At 60.7% G+C, this 24,459-nt stretch carries 22 protein-coding genes and 1 tRNA gene; 20 read left to right on the forward strand and 3 right to left on the reverse strand.

Annotation, left to right across the window (positions count from 1 at the left end):
* The first annotated feature begins 33 nt into the window (after window positions 1–33).
* The 15 genes from ACB034_RS19610 (at window position 34) to ACB034_RS19680 (ending at window position 15,638) form a co-directional block, all read left to right on the forward strand.
* Window positions 34–109 (forward strand) — tRNA-Thr (locus tag ACB034_RS19610).
* Between the two features lie 221 nt (window positions 110–330).
* Entirely contained in the window at window positions 331–1,575 is a 1,245-nt protein-coding gene (gene codB / locus ACB034_RS19615; RefSeq protein WP_371173537.1) for a cytosine permease, read from the forward strand.
* Complete coding sequence (locus tag ACB034_RS19620) at window positions 1,569–2,834, forward strand: cytosine deaminase (RefSeq protein ID WP_371173538.1); 1,266 nt, start codon at window positions 1,569–1,571, stop codon at window positions 2,832–2,834. Before codB ends, ACB034_RS19620 begins: the two co-directional genes overlap by 7 nt.
* Window positions 2,835–2,928: 94 nt before the next feature.
* Window positions 2,929–3,306, forward strand: coding sequence for a fluoride efflux transporter CrcB (crcB, locus tag ACB034_RS19625; protein WP_026456303.1), 378 nt, complete (start codon window positions 2,929–2,931; stop codon window positions 3,304–3,306).
* Window positions 3,307–3,371: 65 nt separating this feature from the next.
* On the forward strand, window positions 3,372–4,124 hold the full coding sequence (gene ubiE, locus ACB034_RS19630) for a bifunctional demethylmenaquinone methyltransferase/2-methoxy-6-polyprenyl-1,4-benzoquinol methylase UbiE (RefSeq protein WP_042026843.1): 753 nt from the start codon (window positions 3,372–3,374) through the stop codon (window positions 4,122–4,124).
* A gap of 8 nt (window positions 4,125–4,132) precedes the next feature.
* Window positions 4,133–4,741, forward strand: coding sequence for an SCP2 domain-containing protein (locus ACB034_RS19635; protein WP_371173539.1), 609 nt, complete (start codon window positions 4,133–4,135; stop codon window positions 4,739–4,741).
* On the forward strand, window positions 4,741–6,381 hold the full coding sequence (gene ubiB / locus ACB034_RS19640; RefSeq protein ID WP_042071376.1) for a ubiquinone biosynthesis regulatory protein kinase UbiB: 1,641 nt from the start codon (window positions 4,741–4,743) through the stop codon (window positions 6,379–6,381). Before ACB034_RS19635 ends, ubiB begins: the two co-directional genes overlap by 1 nt.
* 41 nt (window positions 6,382–6,422) lie before the next feature.
* Entirely contained in the window at window positions 6,423–6,674 is a 252-nt protein-coding gene (gene tatA, locus ACB034_RS19645) for a Sec-independent protein translocase subunit TatA (protein ID WP_026456307.1), read from the forward strand.
* 3 nt (window positions 6,675–6,677) lie between these two features.
* Window positions 6,678–7,124, forward strand: a complete 447-nt coding sequence (tatB, locus tag ACB034_RS19650) for a Sec-independent protein translocase protein TatB (protein WP_371173540.1) — start codon at window positions 6,678–6,680, stop codon at window positions 7,122–7,124.
* Window positions 7,121–7,876, forward strand: a complete 756-nt coding sequence (gene tatC / locus ACB034_RS19655) for a twin-arginine translocase subunit TatC (protein ID WP_042026836.1) — start codon at window positions 7,121–7,123, stop codon at window positions 7,874–7,876. Before tatB ends, tatC begins: the two co-directional genes overlap by 4 nt.
* A gap of 111 nt (window positions 7,877–7,987) precedes the next feature.
* Window positions 7,988–8,773 carry a TatD family hydrolase gene (locus ACB034_RS19660; RefSeq protein ID WP_371173541.1) on the forward strand — a complete coding sequence of 262 codons (786 nt, stop codon included), beginning with the start codon at window positions 7,988–7,990 and terminating at the stop codon, window positions 8,771–8,773.
* 3 nt (window positions 8,774–8,776) lie between these two features.
* On the forward strand, window positions 8,777–9,796 hold the full coding sequence (gene hemB, locus ACB034_RS19665; protein ID WP_026456311.1) for a porphobilinogen synthase: 1,020 nt from the start codon (window positions 8,777–8,779) through the stop codon (window positions 9,794–9,796).
* Window positions 9,797–10,019: 223 nt separating this feature from the next.
* Entirely contained in the window at window positions 10,020–12,062 is a 2,043-nt protein-coding gene (gene prlC / locus ACB034_RS19670; protein ID WP_371173542.1) for an oligopeptidase A, read from the forward strand.
* A gap of 207 nt (window positions 12,063–12,269) precedes the next feature.
* Window positions 12,270–14,822: a putative bifunctional diguanylate cyclase/phosphodiesterase gene (locus ACB034_RS19675; protein ID WP_371173568.1), complete on the forward strand. Its 2,553-nt coding sequence runs from the start codon at window positions 12,270–12,272 to the stop codon at window positions 14,820–14,822.
* A 54-nt stretch (window positions 14,823–14,876) separates the two neighbouring features.
* Window positions 14,877–15,638 (forward strand): class I SAM-dependent methyltransferase, encoded by a 762-nt coding sequence (locus ACB034_RS19680; protein ID WP_371173569.1) that lies wholly within the window; start codon window positions 14,877–14,879, stop codon window positions 15,636–15,638.
* A gap of 94 nt (window positions 15,639–15,732) precedes the next feature.
* Here the strand turns inward: ACB034_RS19680 and ACB034_RS19685 are convergent, their stop codons facing one another.
* Genes ACB034_RS19685 through rhlB form a run of 3 tightly spaced genes read right to left on the reverse strand, consistent with a single transcriptional unit; the run spans window position 15,733 to window position 18,807 of the window.
* Window positions 15,733–15,987 carry a Rho-binding antiterminator gene (locus ACB034_RS19685; RefSeq protein ID WP_061476985.1) on the reverse strand — a complete coding sequence of 85 codons (255 nt, stop codon included), beginning with the start codon at window positions 15,985–15,987 and terminating at the stop codon, window positions 15,733–15,735.
* A gap of 26 nt (window positions 15,988–16,013) precedes the next feature.
* Window positions 16,014–17,504, reverse strand: coding sequence for a guanosine-5'-triphosphate,3'-diphosphate diphosphatase (gene gppA, locus ACB034_RS19690; RefSeq protein ID WP_371173543.1), 1,491 nt, complete (start codon window positions 17,502–17,504; stop codon window positions 16,014–16,016).
* Between the two features lie 13 nt (window positions 17,505–17,517).
* Window positions 17,518–18,807: an ATP-dependent RNA helicase RhlB gene (gene rhlB, locus ACB034_RS19695; protein WP_026455766.1), complete on the reverse strand. Its 1,290-nt coding sequence runs from the start codon at window positions 18,805–18,807 to the stop codon at window positions 17,518–17,520.
* Between the two features lie 113 nt (window positions 18,808–18,920).
* On the opposite strand from rhlB, the gene trxA reads away from it, so the two are divergent.
* The 5 genes from trxA (at window position 18,921) to fre (ending at window position 24,261) form a co-directional block, all read left to right on the forward strand.
* Complete coding sequence (gene trxA, locus ACB034_RS19700; protein ID WP_026455765.1) at window positions 18,921–19,247, forward strand: thioredoxin TrxA; 327 nt, start codon at window positions 18,921–18,923, stop codon at window positions 19,245–19,247.
* A gap of 207 nt (window positions 19,248–19,454) precedes the next feature.
* Entirely contained in the window at window positions 19,455–20,720 is a 1,266-nt protein-coding gene (gene rho / locus ACB034_RS19705) for a transcription termination factor Rho (RefSeq protein WP_005342418.1), read from the forward strand.
* 179 nt (window positions 20,721–20,899) lie between these two features.
* On the forward strand, window positions 20,900–21,901 hold the full coding sequence (locus ACB034_RS19710) for a hypothetical protein (protein WP_371173544.1): 1,002 nt from the start codon (window positions 20,900–20,902) through the stop codon (window positions 21,899–21,901).
* A gap of 33 nt (window positions 21,902–21,934) precedes the next feature.
* Window positions 21,935–23,404, forward strand: a complete 1,470-nt coding sequence (gene ubiD / locus ACB034_RS19715; protein ID WP_371173545.1) for a 4-hydroxy-3-polyprenylbenzoate decarboxylase — start codon at window positions 21,935–21,937, stop codon at window positions 23,402–23,404.
* 158 nt (window positions 23,405–23,562) lie between these two features.
* Complete coding sequence (fre, locus tag ACB034_RS19720) at window positions 23,563–24,261, forward strand: NAD(P)H-flavin reductase (protein WP_371173546.1); 699 nt, start codon at window positions 23,563–23,565, stop codon at window positions 24,259–24,261.
* The last annotated feature ends 198 nt before the right edge of the window (window positions 24,262–24,459 follow it).

The following is a 24,459-nucleotide window of genomic DNA, read 5'->3' on the forward strand; positions in this document are numbered from 1 at the left end:
TACGCGGTGAGCGTGGTCTTTACCGGTTAGTGTGCTGATATGGCTCAGTCGGTAGAGCGCATCCTTGGTAAGGATGAGGTCCCCAGTTCGATTCTGGGTATCAGCACCATTAAATAGAAAGCCTCCCTGAAAAGGGAGGCTTTTTTTCGTTCTGTATTTCTCAGTGATCTCGTTACCCTTCAACTCCTGCCTGATCTCGGGCATCCTCATTTCTGCTGTTTATTTGGCTGTTATTGATGGTTTTATCCCGATAATTATCCGTTGTTGATTGACGGGAAACGTTTTACATGTAGAATCCGCCGCGTTTTGCCTATTACGTGGAGAGAAAGCATGGCGCAGGATAATGAATATTGTTTGGGAGCCGTTCCTGCCAAGGGGCGCAAGGGTGTGCTGTCGCTGATGCTGGTGATGCTGGGTCTGACCTTCTTCTCTGCCAGCATGTGGACCGGTGGGGCGCTGGGTACCGGTCTGGTGTTTGACGACTTCATCAAGGCCGTGCTGCTGGGCAATTTGCTGCTGGGGGTCTATACCGCCTGTCTGGGCTATATCGGTGCCTCGACCGGCCTTTCTACTCATCTGTTGGCGCGTTACTCCTTCGGCGTCAAAGGCTCTTGGCTGCCTTCGCTGCTGTTGGGCGGTACCCAGGTTGGTTGGTTTGGTGTCGGGGTGGCGATGTTTGCCCTACCGGTACAGAAGGCCACGGGGATCGACGTGAACTGGTTGATCGCCATCTCGGGCATCTTGATGACGGTCACCGTCTACTTCGGTATTTCTGCCTTGATGGTGCTGAGCTTTGTCGCCGTACCGGCCATCGCGTTGCTCGGTGGTTACTCCGTCTGGCTGGCTGTCACTTCCGCCGGTGGTATGGAAGCCCTGCAGCAAGTTCAGCCATCCAATCCCATCGAGTTCACCACGGCGCTGACCATGGTGGTCGGTTCCTTTATCAGTGCAGGAACCCTGACCGCTGATTTTGTCCGCTTTGGTCGCAAACCCTGGGGCGCCGTCATGATTACCATGGTGGCGTTTTTTTTGGGCAACACATTGATGTTCGTCTTTGGGGCTGCCGGCGCGGCTGTGACCGGTCAAGCCGATATCTCTGAAGTGATGCTGATGCAGGGGCTGCTGATCCCCGCCATCCTGGTGCTTGGTCTCAATATCTGGACCACCAACGACAATGCCCTCTATGCTTCCGGCCTCGGTTTTGCCAACATCACGGGTCTCAAGAGCAAGCCGCTCAGCGTGATCAATGGCCTGGTCGGTACTGCCTGTGCGCTCTGGCTGTACAACAATTTTGTCGGTTGGCTGGCTTTTCTGAGTACGGCGATTCCGCCCATCGGTGGCATCATCATCATGGATTTCCTGCTCAACCGTGAACGTTATCGTCAATTTGCCGACCAGCAATTCGAAGCCATTCGCTGGCAGGCGTTGGTTGCCACCGCCGTCGGAGTAGCCGTCGGCAAGTGGCTGCCGGGCATAGTGCCCCTCAACGCGGTGCTGGGTGCCGCCTTCACCTATTTCATTCTGGTTCGGCTCACGCCGCGACCGATTCTGGTACAGGAAGCAAACAAATGCTGATTCAACATATTCGCCTCGTCGACCGGGAAGGTTTTTGGCAGATCCGTTGCCAGGATGGCGTCATCACCGCTATCGAACCCCATGATGAACATACTGTGGCAGGCCATGTGCTGGACGGGGAGGGTGGTCTGGTGATAGCCCCTTTCATCGAGCCTCACATTCACCTCGATACCACCCAGACCGCCGGTGAGCCGAGCTGGAACCTCTCCGGCACCCTGTTCGAGGGGATCGAGCGCTGGGCCGAGCGCAAAGCGCTGCTGACCCATGAGGATGTCAAACAACGCGCGACCCAGACGCTGAAGTGGCAGATCGCCAATGGCATCCAGTTTGTCCGTACTCACGTCGATGTCTCCGATCCCAACCTGGTCGCCCTGAAGGCGATGTTGGAGGTGAAGGAAGAGATGAAGGAGTGGGTCGAGCTGCAGATCGTGGCCTTCCCCCAGGAGGGGATCCTCTCCTACCCCAATGGCAAGGCCTTGCTGGAGGAGGCGCTCAAGCTCGGAGCCGACGTGATCGGTGCCATTCCCCATTTCGAGTTTACCCGAGAATATGGGGTCGAAAGTCTGCATTACATCTTCGATCTGGCCGAAAAGTATCAGGTTCTGGTGGATGTGCACTGTGACGAGATCGACGATGAACAGTCCCGCTTCATCGAAACCCTGGCGACCCTGGCCTACGAGCACGGTATCGGCCATCGAGTGACCGCCAGCCATACCACGGCGATGCACTCCTACAATGGCGCCTATGCTTCCCGCCTGTTCCGGCTGCTCAAGATGGCGGGTATCAACTTTGTCGCCAACCCCTTGGTGAACATCCACCTACAGGGGCGGTTTGATACCTATCCCAAGCGCCGTGGCATCACCCGGGTGAAGGAGATGCTGGAGGCGAACATCAATGTCTGCTTCGGCCACGATGATGTGTTCGATCCCTGGTACCCCATGGGCACGGCCAACATGTTGCAGGTGCTGCACATGGGGCTGCATGTCTGCCAGATCATGGGTTATGAGCAGATCAACGAGGGGCTGAAGCTGATTGGCAGCCACAGCGCCCGTACCCTGAATGTGCAGGATCGCTACGGCATTGAGGTAGGCAAGCCAGCCAACCTGCTGATTCTGCCCGCAGAAAATGGCTTCGAGGCGGTGCGTCGCCAGGTGCCGGTGCGTTACTCCATTCGCCACGGCAAGGTCATCGCCCAAACCCGGCCAGCGCAGACGGAAATCCTGCTCGGTCAGCCGGAACAGATTGATTTTCGGCGATAAGTTTTCAATCAACCGGTTGGGCGATTAGTTCCCCCTCTGGGCACAATGGCCGGCATTGCGCATAATGTCGGCCTGAGCCTGAAGGAGTAACGCCATGCAAACCTGGTTATATGTTGCTGCGGGGGGGGCCATCGGTGCCTCCCTTCGTTTTGGGATTGCCGAATTGATGGCCCTGTTGCTGGGGCGCCATTTTCCCTACGGCACCCTGCTGGTCAACGTGATCGGCTCCTTCATCATGGGGGTGGCCTATGCCCTCATCAGCCATAGTCATGTCGTCGAGCACCCGATGAAACCGCTATTGATGGTCGGGATCCTGGGAGCACTGACGACCTTCTCCTCCTTCGCACTCGATACCGTGGTGCTGGCTCAGCATGGCGCCTATCTCAAGGCGCTGCTTAACATAGTGCTCAACCTGAGCCTCTGTCTGGCCATGGTTGTGCTGGGCATGCAGTTGGTGGCGAGCCGGGTTTAAGGTGTCCGCACGCCATTGGCTCTGGTAAACTGGCGACCATTCTTTGCTCTATGGGTGTTTAGAGGATGTCAGAACAAGCAACGACAACGCATTTTGGCTTTAAAACCGTGGCTGCAACCGAGAAAGAAACTCTGGTGGCAGGCGTCTTCCATTCGGTGGCGGCCAAGTATGATCTGATGAACGATCTGATGTCGTTCGGCATCCACCGCCTGTGGAAGCGCTTCACCATCGACTGCTCCGGGGTTCGCAAGGGCCAGAAGGTGCTGGATCTGGCCGGGGGCACCGGCGATTTGACCGCCAAGTTCTCCCGCATCGTCGGCGAGACTGGCCAGGTGGTGCTGGCGGATATCAACGATTCCATGCTCAAGGTGGGGCGCGACAAGCTGCGCAACCTGGGAGTGGCAAACAACGTCTCCTACGTGCAGGCCAACGCCGAGGCGCTGCCCTTCCCGGACAATCACTTCGACGTCATCACCATAGGTTTCGGCCTGCGCAACGTGACCAACAAGGACAAGGCGCTGGCCTCCATGTTCCGGGTACTGAAGCCGGGTGGACGCCTGCTGGTATTGGAGTTCTCCAAGCCGGTCAGCGAGGTGATCGCCAAGATGTACGATCTCTACTCCTTCAAATTGCTGCCGAAAATGGGCGAAATCGTCGCGAACGACAGCGAAAGCTACAAGTATCTGGCGGAGTCCATCCGCATGCACCCGGACCAGCAGACTCTGGCCGGCATGATGGAAGAGGCCGGCTTCGAGCAGGTCGAGTTCTACAACCTGACTCAGGGCGTCGTTGCCCTGCACCGCGGTTACAAGTTTTAAGGTTGCCTATGCCGATGGATGCCATGGTCACCGCGGTGATCGAAACCAGCCTCAACCGGCTGCTGGAACTGGACAAACAGAGCCCGGAGCGGCTGCGCAAGCTGACCGGCAAGGTGCTCAAGCTGGAGCTGCGTGAACTCAAGCCGCTCTGGTTTGTCTTCTCCGATCGTCGGCTGGACGTGCTGGCCCGCTACGAAGGGGATGCTGATGCGGTCCTCAGCCTGTCGCTGACGGCGCTCGGTCTGCTGAAAGATCCGTCCGCCCTGACCCGCTACATCCGCGAGGAGAAGCTGGATCTGAGCGGCGATCCCCAACTGGTTCAGGCGTTCAGCGTGCTGCTGGGGGAGCTCGACATCGACTGGGAAGAGGAACTCTCCCGCTATACCGGTGACGTGATGGCTCACACTCTGCTGCGGGGTGCTCGTCAGGCCAGGAGCCTGGTGGGCCGTGAGCTGTGCCGCTCCCAGCGTCAGCTGGCAGAATACCTGACCGAAGAGATCCGCCTCGCACCGGGTCCGCTGGAAGTGGCGAGCTTCAACGACGATGTCGAAGTGCTGGCCCAGCAACTCAAGGCCATTGAACTGCGCCTGGCCCGTTTCGAACAGCAGGTGACCTGATGACCCCGAAGGAGTTCAAACGCCTCTATCGCATCGTCACCATACTGCTGGAGCAGGGCATCGACGAACTGGTGCCCGCCCGCTATCAACCCTGGCCCGGTCGTCTGGCCCGGCGCAGCCTGTTCTGGCTGAAGAACAAGCAACCCGATCTCAGCCGTGGTGCCCGCATCCGGCTCGCCTTCGAGGCGCTCGGCCCCATCTTCATCAAGTTTGGCCAGATGCTCTCGACCCGGCGCGATCTGTTGCCACCGGATATCGCCGAAGAGCTGGCGCTGCTGCAGGACAGGGTGCCCCCCTTCTGCGGTCAGGCCGCACGTCAGCAGATCGAGCGCAGCCTGGGCTGCGCCATCGAGACCCTGTTCGACGACTTCGACGAGACGCCGCTGGCGTCCGCCTCCATCGCCCAGGTGCATACCGCACGGCTAAAGGAGAATGGCCGCGAGATCGTCATCAAGGTGATCCGCCCCGACATCGAACACGTCATCGAGGCCGACCTGCGCCTGATGCAGGCGCTGGCCCGTCTGGTGGCCCGCTTTGTGCCCCAGAGCGCACGGCTGCGCCCCATCGAGGTGGTGGAGGAGTATCGCAAGACCATACTCGACGAGCTCAACCTGATGCGCGAGGCGGCCAACGCCATCCAGCTGCGCCGCAACTTCACCGGCTCCGAAGCGCTCTATGTGCCCGAGGTGTTCACCGATCACTGCCGCGAGCAGGTATTGGTGATGGAGCGTATCTACGGCATCGCGGTGTCCGACATCGCGGCGCTGGAGGCCAACGGCACCAACATGAAGCTGCTGGCCGAGCGCGGGGTGGAGGTCTTCTTCACCCAGGTGTTCCGCGACAGCTTCTTCCACGCCGACATGCACCCGGGCAACATCTTCGTCTCCTTTGATCACCCGGAGAACCCGCTCTGGATCGGCATCGACTGCGGCATCGTCGGGACCCTCAACCGGGAAGACAAGCGCTATCTGGCGGAGAACTTCCTCGCCTTCTTCAACCGCGACTATCGCCGGGTGGCCGAGCTGCACGTGGAGTCCGGCTGGGTACCGGCCGACACCAAGGTGGACGAGTTTGAATTCGCCATCCGTACCGTGCTGGAACCCATCTTCGAGAAGCCGCTGTCCGAGATCTCGTTCGGTCACGTGCTGCTCAACCTGTTCAACACGGCGCGCCGTTTCCACATGACGGTGCAGCCGCAGCTGGTGCTGCTGCAGAAGACTCTGCTCTATGTGGAAGGGTTGGGGCGCCAGCTCTATCCCCAGCTTGATCTGTGGCAGACCGCCAAACCCTATCTGGAAAACTGGATGCACCAGCAGGTGGGGCCGAAGGCGGTATTGAATGCGATTCGCGAGAAGGCGCCCTTCTGGGCCGAGAAGCTGCCCGAGTTGCCGGAGCTGGTCTACGAGACCCTGCGCCAGACTCGCCATCAGCAGCTGCATTTCGACCAGATGTTTGCCGAGTTCCGCCGCCACAGCCGGCGGCAGGGGCAGGCTCGCTACCTCTTAGGGGTGGGAGCCAGCCTGCTATTGGCGGGTGTATTCTTGCTGACCCAAAAACAACATATTGAGTGGGGACAAATCAGTCTCGCCGGCGCCGGGTTATGCTGGTTGCTCGGCTGGCTGCGCGCCCGCTCCCATTAAACAAAAAGTGCGCCGAATGGCGCTAACTCTGGAGAAATATCATGGGTGGTATCAGTATTTGGCAATTGTTGATCATCGCTGTCATCGTCGTGCTGCTGTTCGGTACCAAAAAACTGCGCGGGATTGGTGGCGATCTGGGTGCGGCGGTCAAGGGCTTCAAGAAGGCGCTCTCCGATGAGCCGGCCGACGCCAAACCCGAGCAGAAAGATGCCGATTTTCCCCCGAAACAGCTGAACGAAACGGCTGCCCAGAGCAGCGAGCCCGCCAAGCAGAAAGATAAAGATCAGGCCTAAGCCATGTTCGATATCGGTTTTTGGGAGCTGATCGTCATCGGCGTGGTGGCGCTGCTGGTGCTGGGGCCCGAGCGGCTGCCGGTTGCCATCCGTACCGCCACCCACTGGATCCGGCTCATTCGTTCGACCGCCAATTCGGTCAAGTCCGAGCTGGAGCAGGAGCTCAAGTTGCAAGAGCTGCACAACGACCTGAAAAAGGCCGAGAAGCTGCAGATGAGCAACCTGAGCCCAGAGTTGCAAGAGTCCATCGAACAGCTCAAGTCGGCGGCCCAGTCCGTAAACCGGCCCTATCAGGTGGAAAACGAGATCCGGCCGACCCAGGCTGACCAGGCTGCTTCCGTCGAGCCCGCCCCTGCGGCAGCTGCGGCGGTGCCGCCGGTCGATAGCCAGCAGCCGGCGAGCGTTGCCAGCGAGCAGGCCGGCAAAGACAAAGAGGAGGTGAAGCCATGACCCAGGCCGAGCAACCCCTCATCAGCCATCTGGTGGAGCTGAGAACGCGCCTGCTGCGTTCCGTTGCTGCCATCCTGCTGGTGTTTGTCGCGCTGATCTACTTCTCCAACGACATCTACGATTTCATCGCCCAGCCGCTGCTCAGCCAGTTGCCGGAGGGCACCAGCATGATAGCGACGGATGTGGCGACCCCCTTCATCACGCCGATCAAGCTGACCCTGGTGGTCTCCTTCTTCGTGGCGATCCCCTATCTGCTCTATCAGGCCTGGGCCTTCATCGCCCCCGGTCTGTACCAGCACGAGCGGCGACTCATCATGCCGCTGGTTGCCTCCAGTGCCGTGTTGTTCTATGCGGGGATGGCGTTTGCCTACTACGTGGTGTTCCCGCTGGTGTTCGGTTTCTTCACCAGTACCGCCCCTACCGGGGTGACGGTGGCGACCGACATTGCCAGCTATCTGGACTTCGTACTGACCCTGTTCTTCGCGTTCGGGGTGGCGTTCGAAATTCCGGTGGCCACCATACTGCTGTGCTGGACCGGCGTAACCACGCCCAAGAGCCTGAAGGAGAAGCGCCCCTACGTCGTTGTCGGGGTGTTCGTGGTCGGCATGCTGCTGACACCGCCCGATGTGTTCTCCCAGACCCTGCTGGCGATCCCCATGTGGGCGCTGTGGGAACTGGGCCTCTTCTTCGCCCGTTTCTATGTGAAGAAAGAGGATGAAGAACAGCAGGAACAGACCGAGGAGGGGAGCTGAGGCTCCCTTCCTCTTTTCATGCACCCGTTCGAGGCGTATGGTGATGCCCCATCGAGTAGATGGTTTTCAAATACCTGATATGCCGCCTTTTTATCCGGAACGTCTCGCATCATGATCGATATTGGTCTCAACCTCACCAGCAGCCAGTTTGCCGGTGAACAGCCAGAACTGGTGGCCCGTGCCCGCGCCGCCGGCGTGGAAGCGCTGATCCTGACCGGCACTGATCTGGCCGGCAGCCGGGAAAGCGCCGAACTGGCTGCCCAATGGCCCGGTTACTGCTTCTCTACCGCCGGGGTGCATCCCCACGATGCCAAAAGTGTCGATGAACTGACACAGCCCGCCCTGCGCGAGCTGGCGGCCCTGCCACAGGTGGTCGCCATCGGCGAGTGCGGCCTCGACTACAACCGGGATTTCTCCCCCCGTCCGGTACAGGATGCGGTATTTGACGCCCAGCTGGCGCTGGCCGCCGAGCTCGGGATGCCGGTGTTCCTGCACTGCCGCGATGCCCACACCCGTTTCATCGAGATCCTGCGTCCCTGGCTGCCCCGCTTGCCCGGGGCCGTGCTGCACTGCTTCACAGGTTCCGACGAGGAGCTGGACGAGTGCCTGGCGCTGGGGCTGCATATCGGGGTGACCGGTTGGCTCTGCGACGAGCGCCGCGGCCAGCTGCTGCGTGAGCAGGTGGCCCGCATTCCTGCTGGCCGCCTGATGATAGAGACTGACGCCCCCTATCTGGTGCCGCGGGATTTGAAACCCAGACCGAAACGCAATGAACCCGCTTTTTTGCCGCACATCGCCCAGGTGGTGGCGGCCTGCCGTGGTGAAGCGCCCGAGGCCTTGCTGGCCCATACCCGGGCCACCTCCGCCGCATTTTTCCAACTTCCTCTTTTGGAGTGATTCATGGCTACAACTCTTCCTGGCGCCTTTCCGGGCCGCCGCCTGCGCCGGGTGCGCAAACATGATTTCAGCCGTCGTCTGGTGCGCGAGAACGTACTGACCGCCAACGATCTCATCTACCCCGTGTTCGTGCTGGAGGGGGAGAAGCGCCGTGAGGCCGTGCCCTCCATGCCGGGGGTGGAGCGTCTCTCCATCGATCTGCTGCTGGAGGAAGCGGCCGAGCTGGTGGAGCTCGGGGTGCCAGCCATCGCCCTGTTCCCGGTGACTCCGCTGGAGAGCAAGAGCCTGATGGCGGAAGAGGCCTACAACCCGGATGGCCTGGCCCAGCGCACTGTGCGTGCCCTCAAGGCCCGCTTCCCGGAGTTGGGGGTCATCACCGATGTGGCGCTCGATCCCTTCACCACCCACGGTCAGGACGGCATCATTGATGACGAAGGCTATGTGCTGAACGACATCACCACCGAGATCCTGATCAAGCAGGCGCTCTCCCATGCTGCCGCCGGGGTGGATATCGTCGCGCCGTCCGACATGATGGATGGCCGTATCGGTGCCATCCGCGCCGCGCTGGAAGAGAACGGCTTCATCAACACCCAGATCATGGCCTACTCCGCCAAGTACGCCTCCCACTACTACGGCCCGTTCCGCGATGCAGTCGGTTCCGCCGGCAACCTTGGCAAGAGCAACAAGGCCACCTACCAGATGGACCCGGCCAACGGCAACGAGGCCCTGCATGAGGTGGCGCTGGATCTGCAGGAAGGGGCAGACATGGTGATGGTCAAGCCGGGGATGCCCTATCTGGACGTGGTTCGCCAGGTGAAGGATCAGTTCGGCGTGCCGACCTTCGCCTATCAGGTGAGCGGTGAATACGCCATGCACATGGCGGCGATCCAGAACGGCTGGCTGAAGGAGAAGGAGTGCATCTTGGAATCCCTGCTCTGCTTCAAGCGCGCCGGGGCCGACGGCATCCTCACCTACTTCGCCAAACGGGTGGCGCAGTGGCTGAAGGAAGATGCCCGGGCCTGATGGCTCAATATCTTTCAGTGCAGACAATGCCGGCCCTGGAGCCGGCATTGTTGTCTCTGGCGGCCAATCTGGTCGTTTTGTGTACACGTTTTGGCCAAAAGTGGGCAACCGGCCCCGCTCTCGGCGGCAAGGGCTTGATTAATGGGGTTTCTGCCTACATCTTAGGTAGTCCAAGCAAGCTTCTGGACGGCAGGGGCTGTAGAGAATTTAGAGGTATCGCCGGATGACTAACCCTTTGCTGACAATGGACTCGCTGCCCCCTTTCAGCCAGATCCAGCCCGAACAGGTGCAACCTGCGGTGACGCAGGCGATTGCCGACTGCAAACAGAAGATCGCCGATGTGCTGGCCAAACAGGAGCCCCGTACCTGGGACAGCCTGATCGCCCCGCTGGAAGAGGTCAATGACCGTCTGGCGCGGATCTGGTCGCCGGTCAGCCACCTCAACTCGGTACTCAACAGCGAAGCGCTGCGCGCGGCTCACGATGCCTGCCTGCCGCTGCTCTCCGAATTCCAGACCTATGTCGGTCAGCACGAAGGGCTCTATCAGGCCTATCGCGAGCTGGCCGAGAGCGACGATTTCCCGCGCCTGGACGATGCCCAGCGCAAGGAGATCCAGAACACCCTGCGCGATTTTCGCCTGTCCGGTATCGGACTGCCCGCCGAGGCGCAGCAGCGCTACGGCGAAATCCAGGCCCGCCTCTCCGAGCTGGCCTCCCGTTTCAGCAACAACGTGCTGGATGCGACCCAGGGCTGGCACAAGCTGGTGGCTGACGAGGCCGAGCTGGCCGGTCTGCCGGAGAGTGTGCTGGCGGCCGCTCGCCAGATGGCAGAGCTGAAAGGCAAGCAGGGCTGGCTGTTCACTCTGGATATCCCCTCCTACCTGCCGGTGATGATGTATGCCGACAACCGCGAGTTGCGCGCCGAGATGTACGAGGCCTTCACCACCCGCGCCTCGGATCAGGGTCCGAATGCCGGCAAGTGGGACAACTCCGCCATCATGACCGAGCTGCTCGCCCTGCGCCGCGAGCTGGCCCAGCTGCTGGGATTTGCCAACTACGCCGAGCTCTCTCTGGCCACCAAGATGGCGGACAAGACAGAACAGGTGGTGAACTTCCTCACCGATCTGGCCCGGCGCTCCCTGCCACAAGGCAAGGCGGAGCTGGAGGAGATCCGTGCCTTCGCCGCCGAGCAGCACGGCCAGAGCGAACTGGCCGCCTGGGATCTCGCCTACTACGCCGAGAAGCTCAAGCAGCACAAGTTCTCCATCTCCGATGAGCAACTGCGCCCCTACTTCCCTGCCAGCAAGGTGGTGAAGGGGCTGTTCGAGGTGGTGAAACGGGTATTCGGCATGAAGGTGCGCGAGCGCCTCGGTATCGATACCTGGCATCCGGATGTGCGCTTCTATGACATCTTCGACGCCGATGACGAGCTGCGTGGCAGCTTCTACCTCGACCTCTATGCTCGCGAACACAAGCAGAGCGGTGCCTGGATGGATATCTGCCTGGGTCGCCGCTACCGTCGCGATGGTTCGTTGCAAAAGCCGGTGGCTTACCTGACCTGCAACTTCAACGGCCCGGTGGATGGCAAACCGGCCCTGTTCACCCACAACGAAGTGGTCACCCTGTTCCACGAGTTCGGTCACGGTATTCACCACATGCTGACCCGGGTCGATGTGGCCGGGGTGGCCGGCATCAACGGCGTGGCCTGGGATGCGGTGGAGTTGCCGAGCCAGTTCCTCGAGAACTGGTGCTGGGAGTCCGAGGCGCTGACCTTCATCTCCGGCCACTACGAGACCGGCGAACCACTGCCTGCCGATCTGCTGGAGAAGATGATGGCGGCCCGCAACTTCCAGGCGGCAATGCAGATGCTGCGCCAGCTGGAGTTCGCCCTGTTCGACTTCCGTCTGCATCAGGAGTTTGATCCGGCCAAACCGGATCAGATCCCGGCCCTGCTGGACGAAGTACGCAGCCAGGTTGCCGTGATGACGCCGCCGACGTTCAACCGCTTCCAGCACAGTTTCTCCCACATCTTCGCGGGCGGTTATGCGGCGGGTTACTACAGTTACAAGTGGGCCGAGGTGCTCTCCGCCGATGCTTTCTCCCGTTTCGAGGAGGAGGGGATTTTCAACCCGGTCACCGGCCAGTCCTTCCTCAGACACATTCTGGAGAAAGGCGGTTCAAAAGAGCCCATGGAGCTGTTCAAGGCCTTCCGTGGCCGCGAGCCCAGAGTGGATGCCCTGCTGCGTCATAGCGGGATTGCCGCGTGACACCCGCAGGTGCGAGCTTCAAGCAGATACACTTTTGCGGCTAATTTGCGGCATAGTGAGATCGCCGCGTGATTTTTGAGATAAAAAGGGACCTGATGGTCCCTTTTCTCAATGCTTTTTAATATCTTGCTGACTGCATATTTGCACTTTCGGCGCCTCTTAAAGTAGAGTCGTCTCTAAACTTTCAAGGGGGCAATGCCACTTGCCATGAGGCGAGCACTCGATTCTGTCTATCAAATCATCTCCAGTCTGGCTCATTCGAGTGGTCGGGAATATTTTGATACCTTCGTGAGTGAAATCGCCTCGGCCCTGATGGCCGATGTCGTCCTGATCGCCAGTTGGGAGGCCTCCTCTGGCCAACTTAGGGGACATGCCGCCTACCCGGCTTCGCTCGATCCCGCCTCTCTGGATTTGCCGCTGACCGCCACCCCGGAAGCCATCACCTGGCAGGAGGGTGAAGCCTGGTTCAGTGACCGTTTGCTGCAACTGTTTCCCCATACCCCGCTGGCACAGGAGTGGCAGGCACAGGCTTATGCCGGCATTGCGCTCAAAAATGCCGAGGGACAGACCATAGGCCTCTGCAGCCTCCTCTATCGTCACCCCCAGGACAATATGGCCAAGGTGATGGGGCTGCTCAGGCTGCTGGCGCCGCTGGCGGGCCGTGAACTGGCACTGATGCTGCCACAAAAGGCGTCTCCAACCCTGTTTCCCGAGACGCCCCACGAGCTGCAGAACATGCTGAGCCAGGCGCCGGTCGGGATCGGCAAGCTGGATCTTGGCGGCCGCATTCTCTGGGTCAACCCGGCCATCGAACAGATGCTGGGTTACCCCCTTGATGAGCTGCTCCAGTACTCCATCTCCGACATCAATCACCCGGAGGACTGGCTGCGCAGCACCGAACATTACGAGCAGATCTACCGTGGCGAGCGCAACAGCTTCACCCAAGAGAAGCGCTATCGCTGCAAGGGGGGGGAGATCCTGTGGGGACGGGTGACCGTTACCCTGATCCGCGACGCCGAGCAGCGGCCGGACTACCTGATGGTGCTGCTGGAGAATATCGATCCCCTGCGCCGCCATGCCGAGCAGCTCAAGCTCTCCCATCGGGTCTATGACAACCTCTCCGAGGCGATCCTGGTGTGCGATGCCGACAGCCGCATCATCTCGGTCAACCCAGCGTTCGAGCAGATCACCGGCTACAGCAGCGAGGAGGTGTGTGGTCAGCGCCCCAGCATGCTCAAGTCCGGGCTGCACGATCAGGCCTTCTATGCCGATATGTACCACGCGCTGGAGCGGGCCGGTGTCTGGCGTGGCGAGGTGTGGAACAAGCGCAAAAACGGCAAGCTCTATCCCCAGCAGCTGATGATCAGCACCCTGAGGGAAGAGGGCAAAATCCAGCAATATATCGCTATTTTCAGCGATCTTTCCCAGACCAAGCTGGCCGAGCAGAAGATCGCGACCCAGGCCAACTACGACAACCTTACCAGCCTGCCCAACCGCTGGCTGTTTGGCCGTTGTCTCGCCCGCTTCTGCGAGCGGGGTGAGCGCTTCGCCCTGATGGTGCTGGATCTCAACAACTTCAAGGCGGTTAACAACAGCATGGATCACCATGCCGGTGACGCCCTGCTGCGCGAGGTGTCGGATCGCCTGGTGAGCCGGGTGCGCACCGAGGATCTGGTGGCGCGTATCGGTGGCGACGAGTTTGCCTTTCTGGTGCCCGGCATCGTTACCCGCCGCCAGGCCGAGGTGTTTGCCAAACAGGTGATCGGCAGCTTTGCCCGTCCCTTCATGCTGGCCAACCAGCACCTCTATGTGACGGCCACCATCGGCATGACCCTCTGCCCCAGCGATGGCGGTGAGAGTGACGAGCTGCTGCGCAATGCGGAGCAGGCCCTGTTTGCCGCCAAGCGGCAGGGGCGGCTGATCGGCACCTACTGCGCTTCAATGCGCGAAGAGGTGCGCCAGCGCCACCAGATGCAACAGGATCTGGCGGAGGCCATCAAGCAGGAGCAGCTAACCATGGCCTACCAGCCTATCTGGGACAACCGCAGCGGACGGGTGGCCAAGCTGGAGGCTCTGGTGCGCTGGTATCACCCGCACTGGGGACAGGTCTCTCCCGCCGAATTCATCCCGCTGGCGGAAGAGGCTGGCCTGATCCAGAGCCTGGGGGCCCTGGTACTGTGGCAGTCGTGCCGGGATCTGGCGCGCCTGCAGCAATCCGGTTTTCCGGATCTGCAGATGTCGATCAATCGTTCCACCATGGAGTTCCAGACTATAGACCCGGAGGCGAGCGAATGGCTCAAGGTGATCCATCACTTCGGGCTCAATCCTGCCGACATCGTCATCGAAATCACCGAGTCTTTGCTGATGGAGAGCAGCGATCAGCACAGGATCCGGATCGAGGCGCTGCGCGAGGCGGGGTGCAAGCTGGCCATCGATGATTTCGGAACCGGCTATTCGGCGCTCAACTATCTACGCACCTTCCCGGTGGATCTGGTCAAGATAGATCGCTCCTTCGTGCGCCACATTCCGTTCAACGAGCAGGATCGCATGCTGCTCGACGGCATCATCAACATAGTGCACAACCTCGGTATGCAGGTGGTGATCGAGGGGGTGGAGACCCGCGAGCAGCTCAACTTCCTCTGCCAGAAGGGGTGTGCCTTCACTCAGGGCTATCTGCTCAGCCGCCCGCTGACGTTCGATGACCTGACCGATTATCTCGATCTCAACCGCCAGGGAATGAACCTCTCCATCGTGAGGTGATCCGGCTCTTCTGCTATCATGGCCGCTTCCGTGCGTGTCATGAGTCTGTTCCCAATGCCCCATATCCAGGTTTTCAGTGAAGTGCCCGCCCGCGACGGCGAGCTCGATGCCCTGCGCCAGCGCCTCGCCAACGTGGAGTTTCCGGCCCCCTTTGCGCTGGTGCTGACCGAACAACGATTGGAGCTGCGCAAGCTGGATGAACCCAAGCTGGGGGCCGTCTACGTGGATTTCGTCGAAGGGGCGGTCGCCCATCGCCGCAAGTTCGGTGGCGGCCGCGGCCAGTCCATCGCCAAAGCGGTGGGGCTCAAGGCAGGGGTGACCCCGACCGTGGTGGATGCCACCGCCGGGCTGGGACGCGATGCCTTTGTGCTCGCCTCCCTCGGCTGCCGGGTAACCATGATAGAGCGCAGCCCGGTCGTCGCGGCCCTGCTGCAGGATGGTTTGACGCGGGCGGCGCAGGATCCCGAGATAGGCCCCTGGGTGAGCGAGCGGATGCAGTTGTTGCAGGGGCCTGCCGTGGATACCCTGCTGGCGCTGACGGAGCGGCCCGAGGTGATCTACCTCGACCCCATGTTCCCCCACAAGCAGAAGTCGGCGCTGGTGAAAAAGGAGATGCGGGTGTTCCAGTCGCTGGTGGGGCCGGATCTCGACGCCGATGCCCTGCTGCCGGCGGCGCTCAAGATGGCCGACAAGCGGGTGGTGGTGAAGCGCCCCGACTACGCGGGCTGGCTCAACGAACACAAGCCCAGCATGGCCATCGAGACCAAGAGCAACCGCTTCGATGTCTATGTGCTGGCAGCCATGACGGCGGCTTGATCAACTGTCTGGGTGAATCAAATAGAGAGGAGGGCCAACCAGGTTGTCCCTCCTTTTTGTTGGCCGCTATCCGGCGCTCAAGGTTTGGGAGTTATCAAGATTCGGGAGTGAAACGGATCTGTTTTTGCTCGCCCTGCCATAGCAGGTCGAGGGTGGCCAGCTCGGCCAGACAGAGTCGCTCCCCACTCTCCAGCAACAGGTACTCGACGCCGTCCCTGGCCTCTATGGTGCGGATCCTGTCTGCCCACTGACGCCCGTCCCGGCAGGTTAGCGTCACCGGCAATTGCCAGCTGGCGGCGATCTCGAGCCAGTCGTAGAGGTCGCAACTGATGGGTTGGTAGTCGGTCATGGTCTGCTCCTTGATGGGAGAGGGGCTCAGGCTTCCTGCAGGCGGGTGGACCAGCCCATCTTCTGCTGGCGCTCTACCTCGAGGCGCAGCTCGCTGGCGCGCAGATAATGCTCTTCCAGCCAACCCTTGGGCAGGGTCAGGGTCAGGGCATCCTCTTCGGCTTCAAGGGTGAAGTGGGGCACAGTACCCTGGGTGCGGCGCATGCAGAGGATCAGGGCGATGCGCAGGATGCGGGCCAGCCGGATCGCCTGGCGGGCGGTGACGGCCCCCTGCTTCTCCAGTGGCTCCAGCTTGAACTCGTCCCGCTGGTTGAACAGCAGGGCCGACAACAGCTTCTTTTGCGCAGGAGTGAAGCCCGGCATGTCGATGTTGTCGATGATGTAGGCGGCGTGTTGCGGCGCCTTTTTATACTCGATGCACAGACCGATCTCGTGCAGCAGGGCCGCATAGCGCAGGATAGGCCGACCATAGCGCTTGGAGAGGCGCCAGGCCGGTTGCAGCTGGGTGAACGCCTCGATGGCGGTATCGCGCACCCGCTCGGCGTGCTCCTTGTCCAGCTGGTAGCGATTGATCAGGCTGTCTGCGGTGCGATCCCGGGCGTCACAGTCGTGATTGTTGCCGAGCAGGCCGTAGATCAAGCCTTCGCGCAGGGCGCCGCCGGCCAGCGTCATGCTCTCGATGTCGAGGGTTTCGAAGATGGCGATCAGGATGGCGAGGCCGGAGGGGAACACGGTCAGCCGTTCGGCCGCCAACCCTTCCAAATGCAGTTGATCCAGCCGGCCGCAAGCGATGGCCTGTGCCATCAGCTCCTGCAGTTTCGGCAGGGTGACCCGTTCGCTCTTGCCCTGGGCCATCATGATCTCCTGCAGCGCCTGGACTGTGCCGGAGGCGCCGACGCAGGTACGCCAGCCGAGAGTGCGATATTCGTCAGCCACCCTCTCCAGCACCGTTTTGGCGGCAGCGATGGCCTGGTTGAAGCGGGTTTCGGAGAGCTCGCCGTCACCGAAGTGGTTGTTGAGCCAGGTGACGCAGCCCATGTGCAGGCTGTTGAGCAGCTTCGCCTCGCTGTGCTCGCCGATCACCAGCTCGGTGCTGGCGCCGCCGATGTCGATCACCAGCCGGTTGCCTTCCCCCGCCGAGGTCCAGGAGACCCCCTCATAGATGGTCTTGGCCTCTTCCTCACCCGAGATGATCTCGATGTTGTGGTTGAGAACCCGTTCCGCTTCGCTAAGGAATTCATCGACGTTGGTGGCCAGACGCAGGGTGGCGGTACCCACTACCCGGATGTTGTCGGCCGGAATGTCCTGCAGCTGTTCGGCGAACAGGCGCAGACAGTCCCAGCCCCGCTCCATGGCGGCACGACTGAGACGAAATTCGGCATCGAGTCCGGCGGCGAGGCGTACCTTGCGTTTGACCTTGGTGACGGTGCGCAGAGCGCCAGCGACCTCGCGCACCACCAGCATGTGAAAGCTGTTGGAGCCGAGGTCGATGGCCGCATAGAGAGGCGAGTTGTGCAACTGGGCCGATCCTTCAGCTCTTGCGGGGCGGACGACGGCGATTGTTGCTGTTGCCACTACCCTGGCGATCCCGCATGTTGCGGTTCACCGGCTGACGGTTGCGGAACACCCGCTTCGGCGGAGTCACGTCATCCAGCAGCGCCTCGCGATCATACTTGCTGACCGGGATCGGGTGGTGGATGTACTCCTCGATGGCCGGCAGGTTGAAGGCATAGTCTTCACAGGCCAGGCTGATGGAGTGACCGCTCTTGCCGGCACGGCCGGTACGACCGATGCGGTGTACGTAGTCTTCGCAGTCGTCGGGCAGGTCGTAGTTGAAGACGTGGGTCACGTCGGGGATGTGCAGACCACGGGCGGCCACGTCGGTGGCGACCAGGATGTCGAGGGAACCCTTGGTAAACTCTTCCAGGATCTTCATCCGCTTCTTCTGCGGCACGTCACCGGTTAGCAGACCGACACGGTGGCCGTCGTTTTCCAGCCAGGCGTGGACGTCTTCACAGACATGCTTGGTGTTGGCGAAGACGATGGCTTTCTCCGGCCACTCCTCTTCCATCAGGGAGAGCAGCAGCAACATCTTGTCTTCGTTGGAGGGGTAGAACAGCTCCTCCTTGATCCGCACGCCAGTCATCTGCTCCGGCTCAACCTGCACGTGTTCCGGATGGTTCATGTGCTCGTAGGCCAGCTCCTGCACGCGCAGGGAGAGGGTGGCGGAGAACAGCATGCTCAGACGCTCGGTGGCGGGCGGCATGCGGCGAAACAGGAAACGGATGTCCTTGATGAAGCCGAGATCGAACATGCGATCCGCTTCGTCCAGCACCACGACCTGAATGTTGCTCAGATCGATCACCTTGGACTTGAAGTAGTCGATGATGCGGCCAGTGGTGCCGATCAGGATGTCGACGCCCTGCTCCAGCACGGCCAGCTGCTTGTCGTATCCTTCGCCACCGTAGGCGAGGCCGAGTTTCAGGCCGGTGCTCGCAGCCATGCTGTCGGCATCGTTGTAAATCTGTACTGCCAGCTCCCGGGTGGGGGCCATGATGATGGCTCTGGGTTGATTTACCAGGCGGGGCTTGGTCAGTGGATGAGTCAGTAGATAGTTGAATGTCGCCGCCAGGAAGGCAATGGTCTTGCCGGTACCTGTCTGGGCCTGACCGGCGAGGTCATGGCCTTCTACCAGCAGTGGCAGAGACAGTGCCTGGATAGGCGTACAATAATGAAATCCCTTTGCTTCCAGACCAGCCAGAACTTCGGGTTCGAGGCCCATTTGGGCGAATTTGTCGGTCGTTAAGTGTGTTTTGCTCATGGCGGTAGGTTATCAGGTTAGGCTTGCAATAATAAACAGGATCATTTCAAATAGGGCAACTATTGCCTTTATTGACATGTCAATAAAGTCTTATTTACTGACTGGAGTTGGAGATGAGTGACAAGATTGTTCAGCTGAGCGATGCCAGCTTCGAGGCAGATGTAATCAAAGCCGATGGTGCCGTTCTGGTAGACTTCTGGGCCGAATGGTGTGGTCCGTGCAAAATGATTGCCCCGATCCTGGAAGAAGTTGCCCAAGAGTACGCCGGTCGCGTGACCGTTGCCAAACTGAACATCGACCATAATTCTGATACTCCGCCCAAGTACGGCATTCGTGGTATTCCGACCCTCTTGCTGTTCAAGAATGGCGAAGTGGCAGCGACCAAGGTCGGTGCACTGTCCAAAACTCAATTGAAAGAGTTCCTGGACGGCAACCTGTAATAATCCAAGAGGAGCGCATTGCAATAATGCGCTCCTTGTGTTTTATCACCTAGACGCTCACCCCGATTGGTGCTAATTTATCGCTCGTTTGCTAACCTTTTTGCCTGACTCTTTGCTCACACATCAGCCTGGCAAATCAAATCCGATCAGCATCAATCCAGCAGACTGTCTCCTCATTTCAATCCTTGCTTACAGACTTTCACCACTATGAATCTGACTGAATTAAAGAACACTCCTGTGTCTGAGCTGGTCAAGCTCGGCGAATCCATGGGGTTGGAAAATCTGGCTCGGGCGCACAAGAAAGACATTATTTTTGCCATCCTCAAGGCGCACGCCAAGGGTGGTGAAGATATCTTTGGCGACGGTGTGCTGGAAATCCTGACCGATGGTTTTGGCTTCCTGCGCAGTGCAGACGGCTCCTACCTGGCGGGTCCTGATGACATCTATGTCTCCCCGAGCCAGATCCGCCGCTTCAACCTGCGCACCGGCGATACCATCTCCGGCAAGATCCGGCCACCGAAAGAGGGCGAACGCTACTTCGCACTGCTCAAGGTCAACGAGGTCAACTACGACCGTCCGGAAAACTCCCGCAACAAGATCCTGTTTGAAAACCTCACTCCGCTGCACGCCAACGAGCGTCTGCGCATGGAGCGTGGCAACGGTTCGACCGAAGACATCACCGCCCGCGTACTGGATCTGGCATCCCCGATCGGTAAAGGCCAGCGTGGCCTCATCGTCGCTCCGCCCAAGGCCGGTAAGACCATGCTGCTGCAGAACATCGCCCAGAGCATCGCCTACAACCACCCGGATTGTGAACTGATCGTCCTGCTGATCGACGAGCGTCCGGAAGAAGTGACCGAGATGCAGCGGATGGTGAAGGGTGAAGTGATCGCCTCCACCTTCGACGAGCCGGCCTCCCGTCACGTCCAGGTCGCCGAGATGGTGATCGAGAAGGCCAAGCGTCTGGTCGAGCACAAGAAGGACGTGGTGATCCTGCTGGACTCCATCACCCGTCTGGCCCGTGCCTACAACACCGTCATCCCGTCATCCGGCAAGGTACTGACCGGTGGTGTGGATGCCAACGCCCTGCATCGTCCGAAGCGCTTCTTCGGTGCGGCCCGTAACGTGGAAGAGGGTGGTAGCCTGACCATCATCGCCACCGCGCTGATCGATACCGGCTCCAAGATGGATGAAGTCATCTACGAAGAGTTCAAGGGTACCGGCAACATGGAACTGCACCTCTCGCGCAAGATCGCCGAGAAGCGTGTCTACCCGGCCATCGACATCACCCGCTCCGGTACTCGCAAGGAAGAGCTGCTGACCACCGGCGACGAGCTGCAGAAGATGTGGATCCTGCGCAAGATCGTCCACCCGATGGGCGAGATTGACGGCATCGAGTTCCTCATCGACAAGCTGGCGATGACCAAGACCAACGACGAGTTCTTCGACGCCATGCGGCGCCAGCAGAAGTAATCCGGTCAAGAAATGACGAAACCGCGGCCCAGGTCGCGGTTTTTGTTTATGGATTGACCGCTCGCCTGAGTACTATGGAAGGCCATTGAGGCGTTGAGTGTGTATGGCCGGGCGCAGGGATGCCGGCCATATGCCAAAGACGGCACCCCTATTTTCGATGTCACAAGGATGGAGACGTCATGACAATCCGCATCATCTTGTTGCTCGCAGCCCTGGCCGGCGCACCGCCCCAGCTGACCGCTGCCACGGCTCCTGTGCTGGTGGCCGATGAGGGGGTACCCGAGCATCTCACCTATCTCACGGATCGCTTGCAACAGGAGCAGTATGCGGCCATCGATGCGCTGCTGGATTCATTGGCCCTCGGTCAACGGGAGTACCTGCTGAGCAAGCTGCTGGCGACCCTCCTGCAACAACCGGCTCCAGCCAGTGCGGACCAGTTGGCCTGGGTGCGTGCCCAGTCGGCCAGAGTGCCCGGTTGGTTGGTCGAAAAGGGGAAGAACGGTTTTCTGGTGCAGCAGCCTGCCTATGATTTTGCCGCCCAGGCGCGCCTGTTGTTGTCGCGCTGGCAGCAGCAGACCTGGCAGGAAGAGTATCGCCAGCAACTGGCCCTCGGCCGCTTCCAGTTCAAAGCCATCTATTACCGGGCCAACCCCGAATTGGCCCAGCAGCAACAGGCGCTGCTGCAGGCCTTCGAGCAACTGCCGTTGCCAGTCTGGCTGCGAGAGGCGCGTCAGCTGGCCTCCCAGAACATCTACCTGCCCGACAACCGTCTGTTGTTGCAGCTGTTGCAGCGCACCGGTGAGCCCGGGCTCTATGCCAGATTGTGGCGCCAGCCGGTGGATCAGGATGCCCTGGCGGCGCTGCCCACCATCAACCGTTTCCATCAGGGCGTGGTGGCGAGCAGGCTGCTGATCGAGGCCAGCGCCAACCCTCAGCTGAAAGGCGCTGCCCTGCATCAGCTGGGTACCCTCTCCCCCTTGCCGGAGCAGGCGAGGAGCTATCTGCTGGCCGAACTCACCAATCGCCAGTATGGCGCCCAGGTGGTTGCCCTGTTGCTGGAGGTGGACGAGCCCCTGATGCTCTCGGCGTTGGCGAAACACCTGGGACGCCATGACATGCCCCCCATTGCACCTAGCCTGTTACCCGATTCGGGTACACCCGGTGTGACACCAGGGTTATAATGCAGCACACCCTGAATCCGGTTGGGAACCCGCATGAAATACAAGGACTTGCGTGATTTTATCGCGCAGCTGGAACAAAACGGACAACTCAGGCGCATCACGCGCGAGATAGATCCCTATCTGGAGATGACCGAAATCAGCGATCGCACCCTGCGTGCGGGGGGCCCGGCCCTGCTGTTCGAAAACCCCAAAGGCCACACCATGCCGGTGCTGACCAACCTGTTCGGCACGCCGGACAGGGTCGCCATGGGCATGGGACAGCCGGATGTGAGCGCCCTGCGTCAGGTCGGGGTGTGGCTCTCCTACCTGAAGGAGCCCGAGCCGCCCCGCGGCCTCAAGGAGCTGATGGAGAAGCTGCCTATTTTCAAGCAGGTGCTCAACATGCCGACCAAGCGTCTCTCGTCCGCCCCCTGCCAGCAGGTGGTGCTGGAGGGGGATGCGGTCGACCTGGACCAGATTCCGATCCAGCACTGCTGGCCGGGTGACGTGGCACCCCTGGTGACCTGGGGTCTGACCATCACTCGCGGCCCCTACAAGAAGCGGCAGAACCTTGGCATCTACCGCCAGCAGAAGATCGGCAAGAACAAGCTGATCATGCGCTGGCTCGATCACCGCGGCGGTGCCATCGATTTTCGTGAGTGGCAGGAGGCCCACCCGGGCGAGCGTTTCCCCGTGGTGGTGGCGCTGGGTGCCGATCCGGCGACCATACTCGGCGCGGTGACGCCGGTGCCGGATACCCTCTCCGAATACGCCTTCGCGGGGCTGCTGCGGGGCAGCCGTACCGAGGTGGTCAAGGCCATCAGCTGCGATCTGGAGGTACCCGCCAGTGCCGAGATCGTGCTGGAGGGTTATCTGGAGCCGGGCGAGATGGCACCGGAAGGGCCGTACGGGGATCACACCGGTTACTACAACGAGGTGGACGAGTTCCCCGTGTTCACTATCACCCACATCACCAAGCGCCGTGATGCCATCTATCACAGCACCTACACCGGCCGCCCGCCCGATGAACCGGCGGTGCTGGGTCTGGCGCTCAACGAGGTGTTCGTGCCGCTGTTGCAAAAGCAGTTCCCCGAGATCGTCGACTTCTACCTGCCGCCGGAGGGCTGTTCCTACCGGATGGCGGTGGTGACTATCAAGAAGCGTTACCCGGGCCACGCCAAGCGGGTGATGCTGGGGGTCTGGTCCTTCCTGCGCCAGTTCATGTACACCAAGTTCGTGGTGGTGTGTGACGACGACGTCAACGCCCGCGACTGGAAAGACGTGATCTGGGCCATCACCACCCGGATGGACCCGGCCCGCGACACCACCCTGATCGAGCACACGCCGATCGACTACCTGGACTTCGCCTCCCCGGTCTCCGGGCTCGGCTCCAAGATGGGGCTCGACGCCACCAACAAGTGGCCGGGGGAGACCAACCGCGAATGGGGTCAGCCCATCGTCCAGGACGAGGCGGTGAAGCAGAGGATCGATGCCATCTGGGATGAGTTGAATATCCTTGGATAAGAGGGAGCGGTGGCCTGACCGGCCACCGCTCCGCAAAAGAGAGATGCCATTTCGCCTGAATTGGGTATTCTCGACGGGCAAGACCAGGTCGCTGGTCACCCGTTTACAGTGAATCAATGAGCGAAAACGGGCCGAGCGAGCCCGTTACAAGGACAAGAATGCAACGTATCAAGTGCCGCGTAGAGGAACTGCGCGAATATGTCGACACCATCTGGCACGTGGCCCTGACGCCGCTGCAAGAGGTCAGTTTCAAGCCGGGCCAGTATCTGCTGGTGGTGATGAGCGATTCGGACAAGCGTCCCTTCTCCATCGCCAACTCGCCGACCCGTTCCGGCGTGCTGGAGCTGCAAATCGGTGCCACCCCCGAGAACGCCTACGCCGGCCAGGTGCTGGCCCGCATGCGCGAGCAGGGCGAGATCGAGGTTGAACTGCCGGCCGGCAAGGCCTTCCTGCGCGACGAATCTCCCCGTCCGCTGATCCTGATGGCTGGCGGCACCGGTTTCTCCTATGCCAAATCCATTCTGGAATACCTGATCGCGACCGGCAGCAAGCGTCCTGTGTTCTTCTACTGGGGCGTGCGTCAGGCGCACTGGCTCTACGAGCAGGAGCAGATGCAGCGGTGGGAGCGCGAGTATGCGCCGCTCACCTACATCCCCGTGGTGCAGGAGCCGGAAAGCGACTGGACCGGCAAGACCGGGCTGGTGCACAAGGCCATCATGGATGACTTCGTCAGCCTGCACGACTACGACATCTATGTGGCCGGTCGCTTCGAGATGGCGGGGGCCGCGCGAGAGGAGTTCAAGATCCTCGGCGCCGAGCCGGAGCGCATCTTCGGCGATGCCTACGAGTTCATCTGATATCGGGGGCCGCCAAGGCCCCTTTTTGTTGCTCCCTGTTTACTGGCTGCCGATGCTATGGGGCCTTCCCCGTTAGTTCACTGCCGCCACTCATGAACTACGGCGTGGCCTTACTCAAGCCTCGATAAAAAAACACCCCGCTTCTGGCGGGGTGTTTTGTTGCTGGGGTCCACGGCGGACCTCTTGGTGATGGACGCG

Origin of the sequence: Aeromonas sp. S18(2024), assembly GCF_041402525.1 — a bacterium.
In the GTDB taxonomy this organism is placed as follows: Bacteria; Pseudomonadota; Gammaproteobacteria; order Enterobacterales; family Aeromonadaceae; genus Aeromonas; species Aeromonas enteropelogenes.

Coding starts and splice junctions, on each gene's coding strand:
- codB (WP_371173537.1), top strand. CDS start 331: ATGGCGCAGGATAATGAATATTGTTTGGGAGCCGTTCCTGCCAAGGGG.
- ACB034_RS19620 (WP_371173538.1), top strand. CDS start 1,569: ATGCTGATTCAACATATTCGCCTCGTCGACCGGGAAGGTTTTTGGCAG.
- crcB (WP_026456303.1), top strand. CDS start 2,929: ATGCAAACCTGGTTATATGTTGCTGCGGGGGGGGCCATCGGTGCCTCC.
- ubiE (WP_042026843.1), top strand. CDS start 3,372: ATGTCAGAACAAGCAACGACAACGCATTTTGGCTTTAAAACCGTGGCT.
- ACB034_RS19635 (WP_371173539.1), top strand. CDS start 4,133: ATGCCGATGGATGCCATGGTCACCGCGGTGATCGAAACCAGCCTCAAC.
- ubiB (WP_042071376.1), top strand. CDS start 4,741: ATGACCCCGAAGGAGTTCAAACGCCTCTATCGCATCGTCACCATACTG.
- tatA (WP_026456307.1), top strand. CDS start 6,423: ATGGGTGGTATCAGTATTTGGCAATTGTTGATCATCGCTGTCATCGTC.
- tatB (WP_371173540.1), top strand. CDS start 6,678: ATGTTCGATATCGGTTTTTGGGAGCTGATCGTCATCGGCGTGGTGGCG.
- tatC (WP_042026836.1), top strand. CDS start 7,121: ATGACCCAGGCCGAGCAACCCCTCATCAGCCATCTGGTGGAGCTGAGA.
- ACB034_RS19660 (WP_371173541.1), top strand. CDS start 7,988: ATGATCGATATTGGTCTCAACCTCACCAGCAGCCAGTTTGCCGGTGAA.
- hemB (WP_026456311.1), top strand. CDS start 8,777: ATGGCTACAACTCTTCCTGGCGCCTTTCCGGGCCGCCGCCTGCGCCGG.
- prlC (WP_371173542.1), top strand. CDS start 10,020: ATGACTAACCCTTTGCTGACAATGGACTCGCTGCCCCCTTTCAGCCAG.
- ACB034_RS19675 (WP_371173568.1), top strand. CDS start 12,270: ATGAGGCGAGCACTCGATTCTGTCTATCAAATCATCTCCAGTCTGGCT.
- ACB034_RS19680 (WP_371173569.1), top strand. CDS start 14,877: ATGCCCCATATCCAGGTTTTCAGTGAAGTGCCCGCCCGCGACGGCGAG.
- ACB034_RS19685 (WP_061476985.1), bottom strand. CDS start 15,987: ATGACCGACTACCAACCCATCAGTTGCGACCTCTACGACTGGCTCGAG.
- rhlB (WP_026455766.1), bottom strand. CDS start 18,807: ATGAGCAAAACACACTTAACGACCGACAAATTCGCCCAAATGGGCCTC.
- trxA (WP_026455765.1), top strand. CDS start 18,921: ATGAGTGACAAGATTGTTCAGCTGAGCGATGCCAGCTTCGAGGCAGAT.
- rho (WP_005342418.1), top strand. CDS start 19,455: ATGAATCTGACTGAATTAAAGAACACTCCTGTGTCTGAGCTGGTCAAG.
- ACB034_RS19710 (WP_371173544.1), top strand. CDS start 20,900: ATGACAATCCGCATCATCTTGTTGCTCGCAGCCCTGGCCGGCGCACCG.
- ubiD (WP_371173545.1), top strand. CDS start 21,935: ATGAAATACAAGGACTTGCGTGATTTTATCGCGCAGCTGGAACAAAAC.
- fre (WP_371173546.1), top strand. CDS start 23,563: ATGCAACGTATCAAGTGCCGCGTAGAGGAACTGCGCGAATATGTCGAC.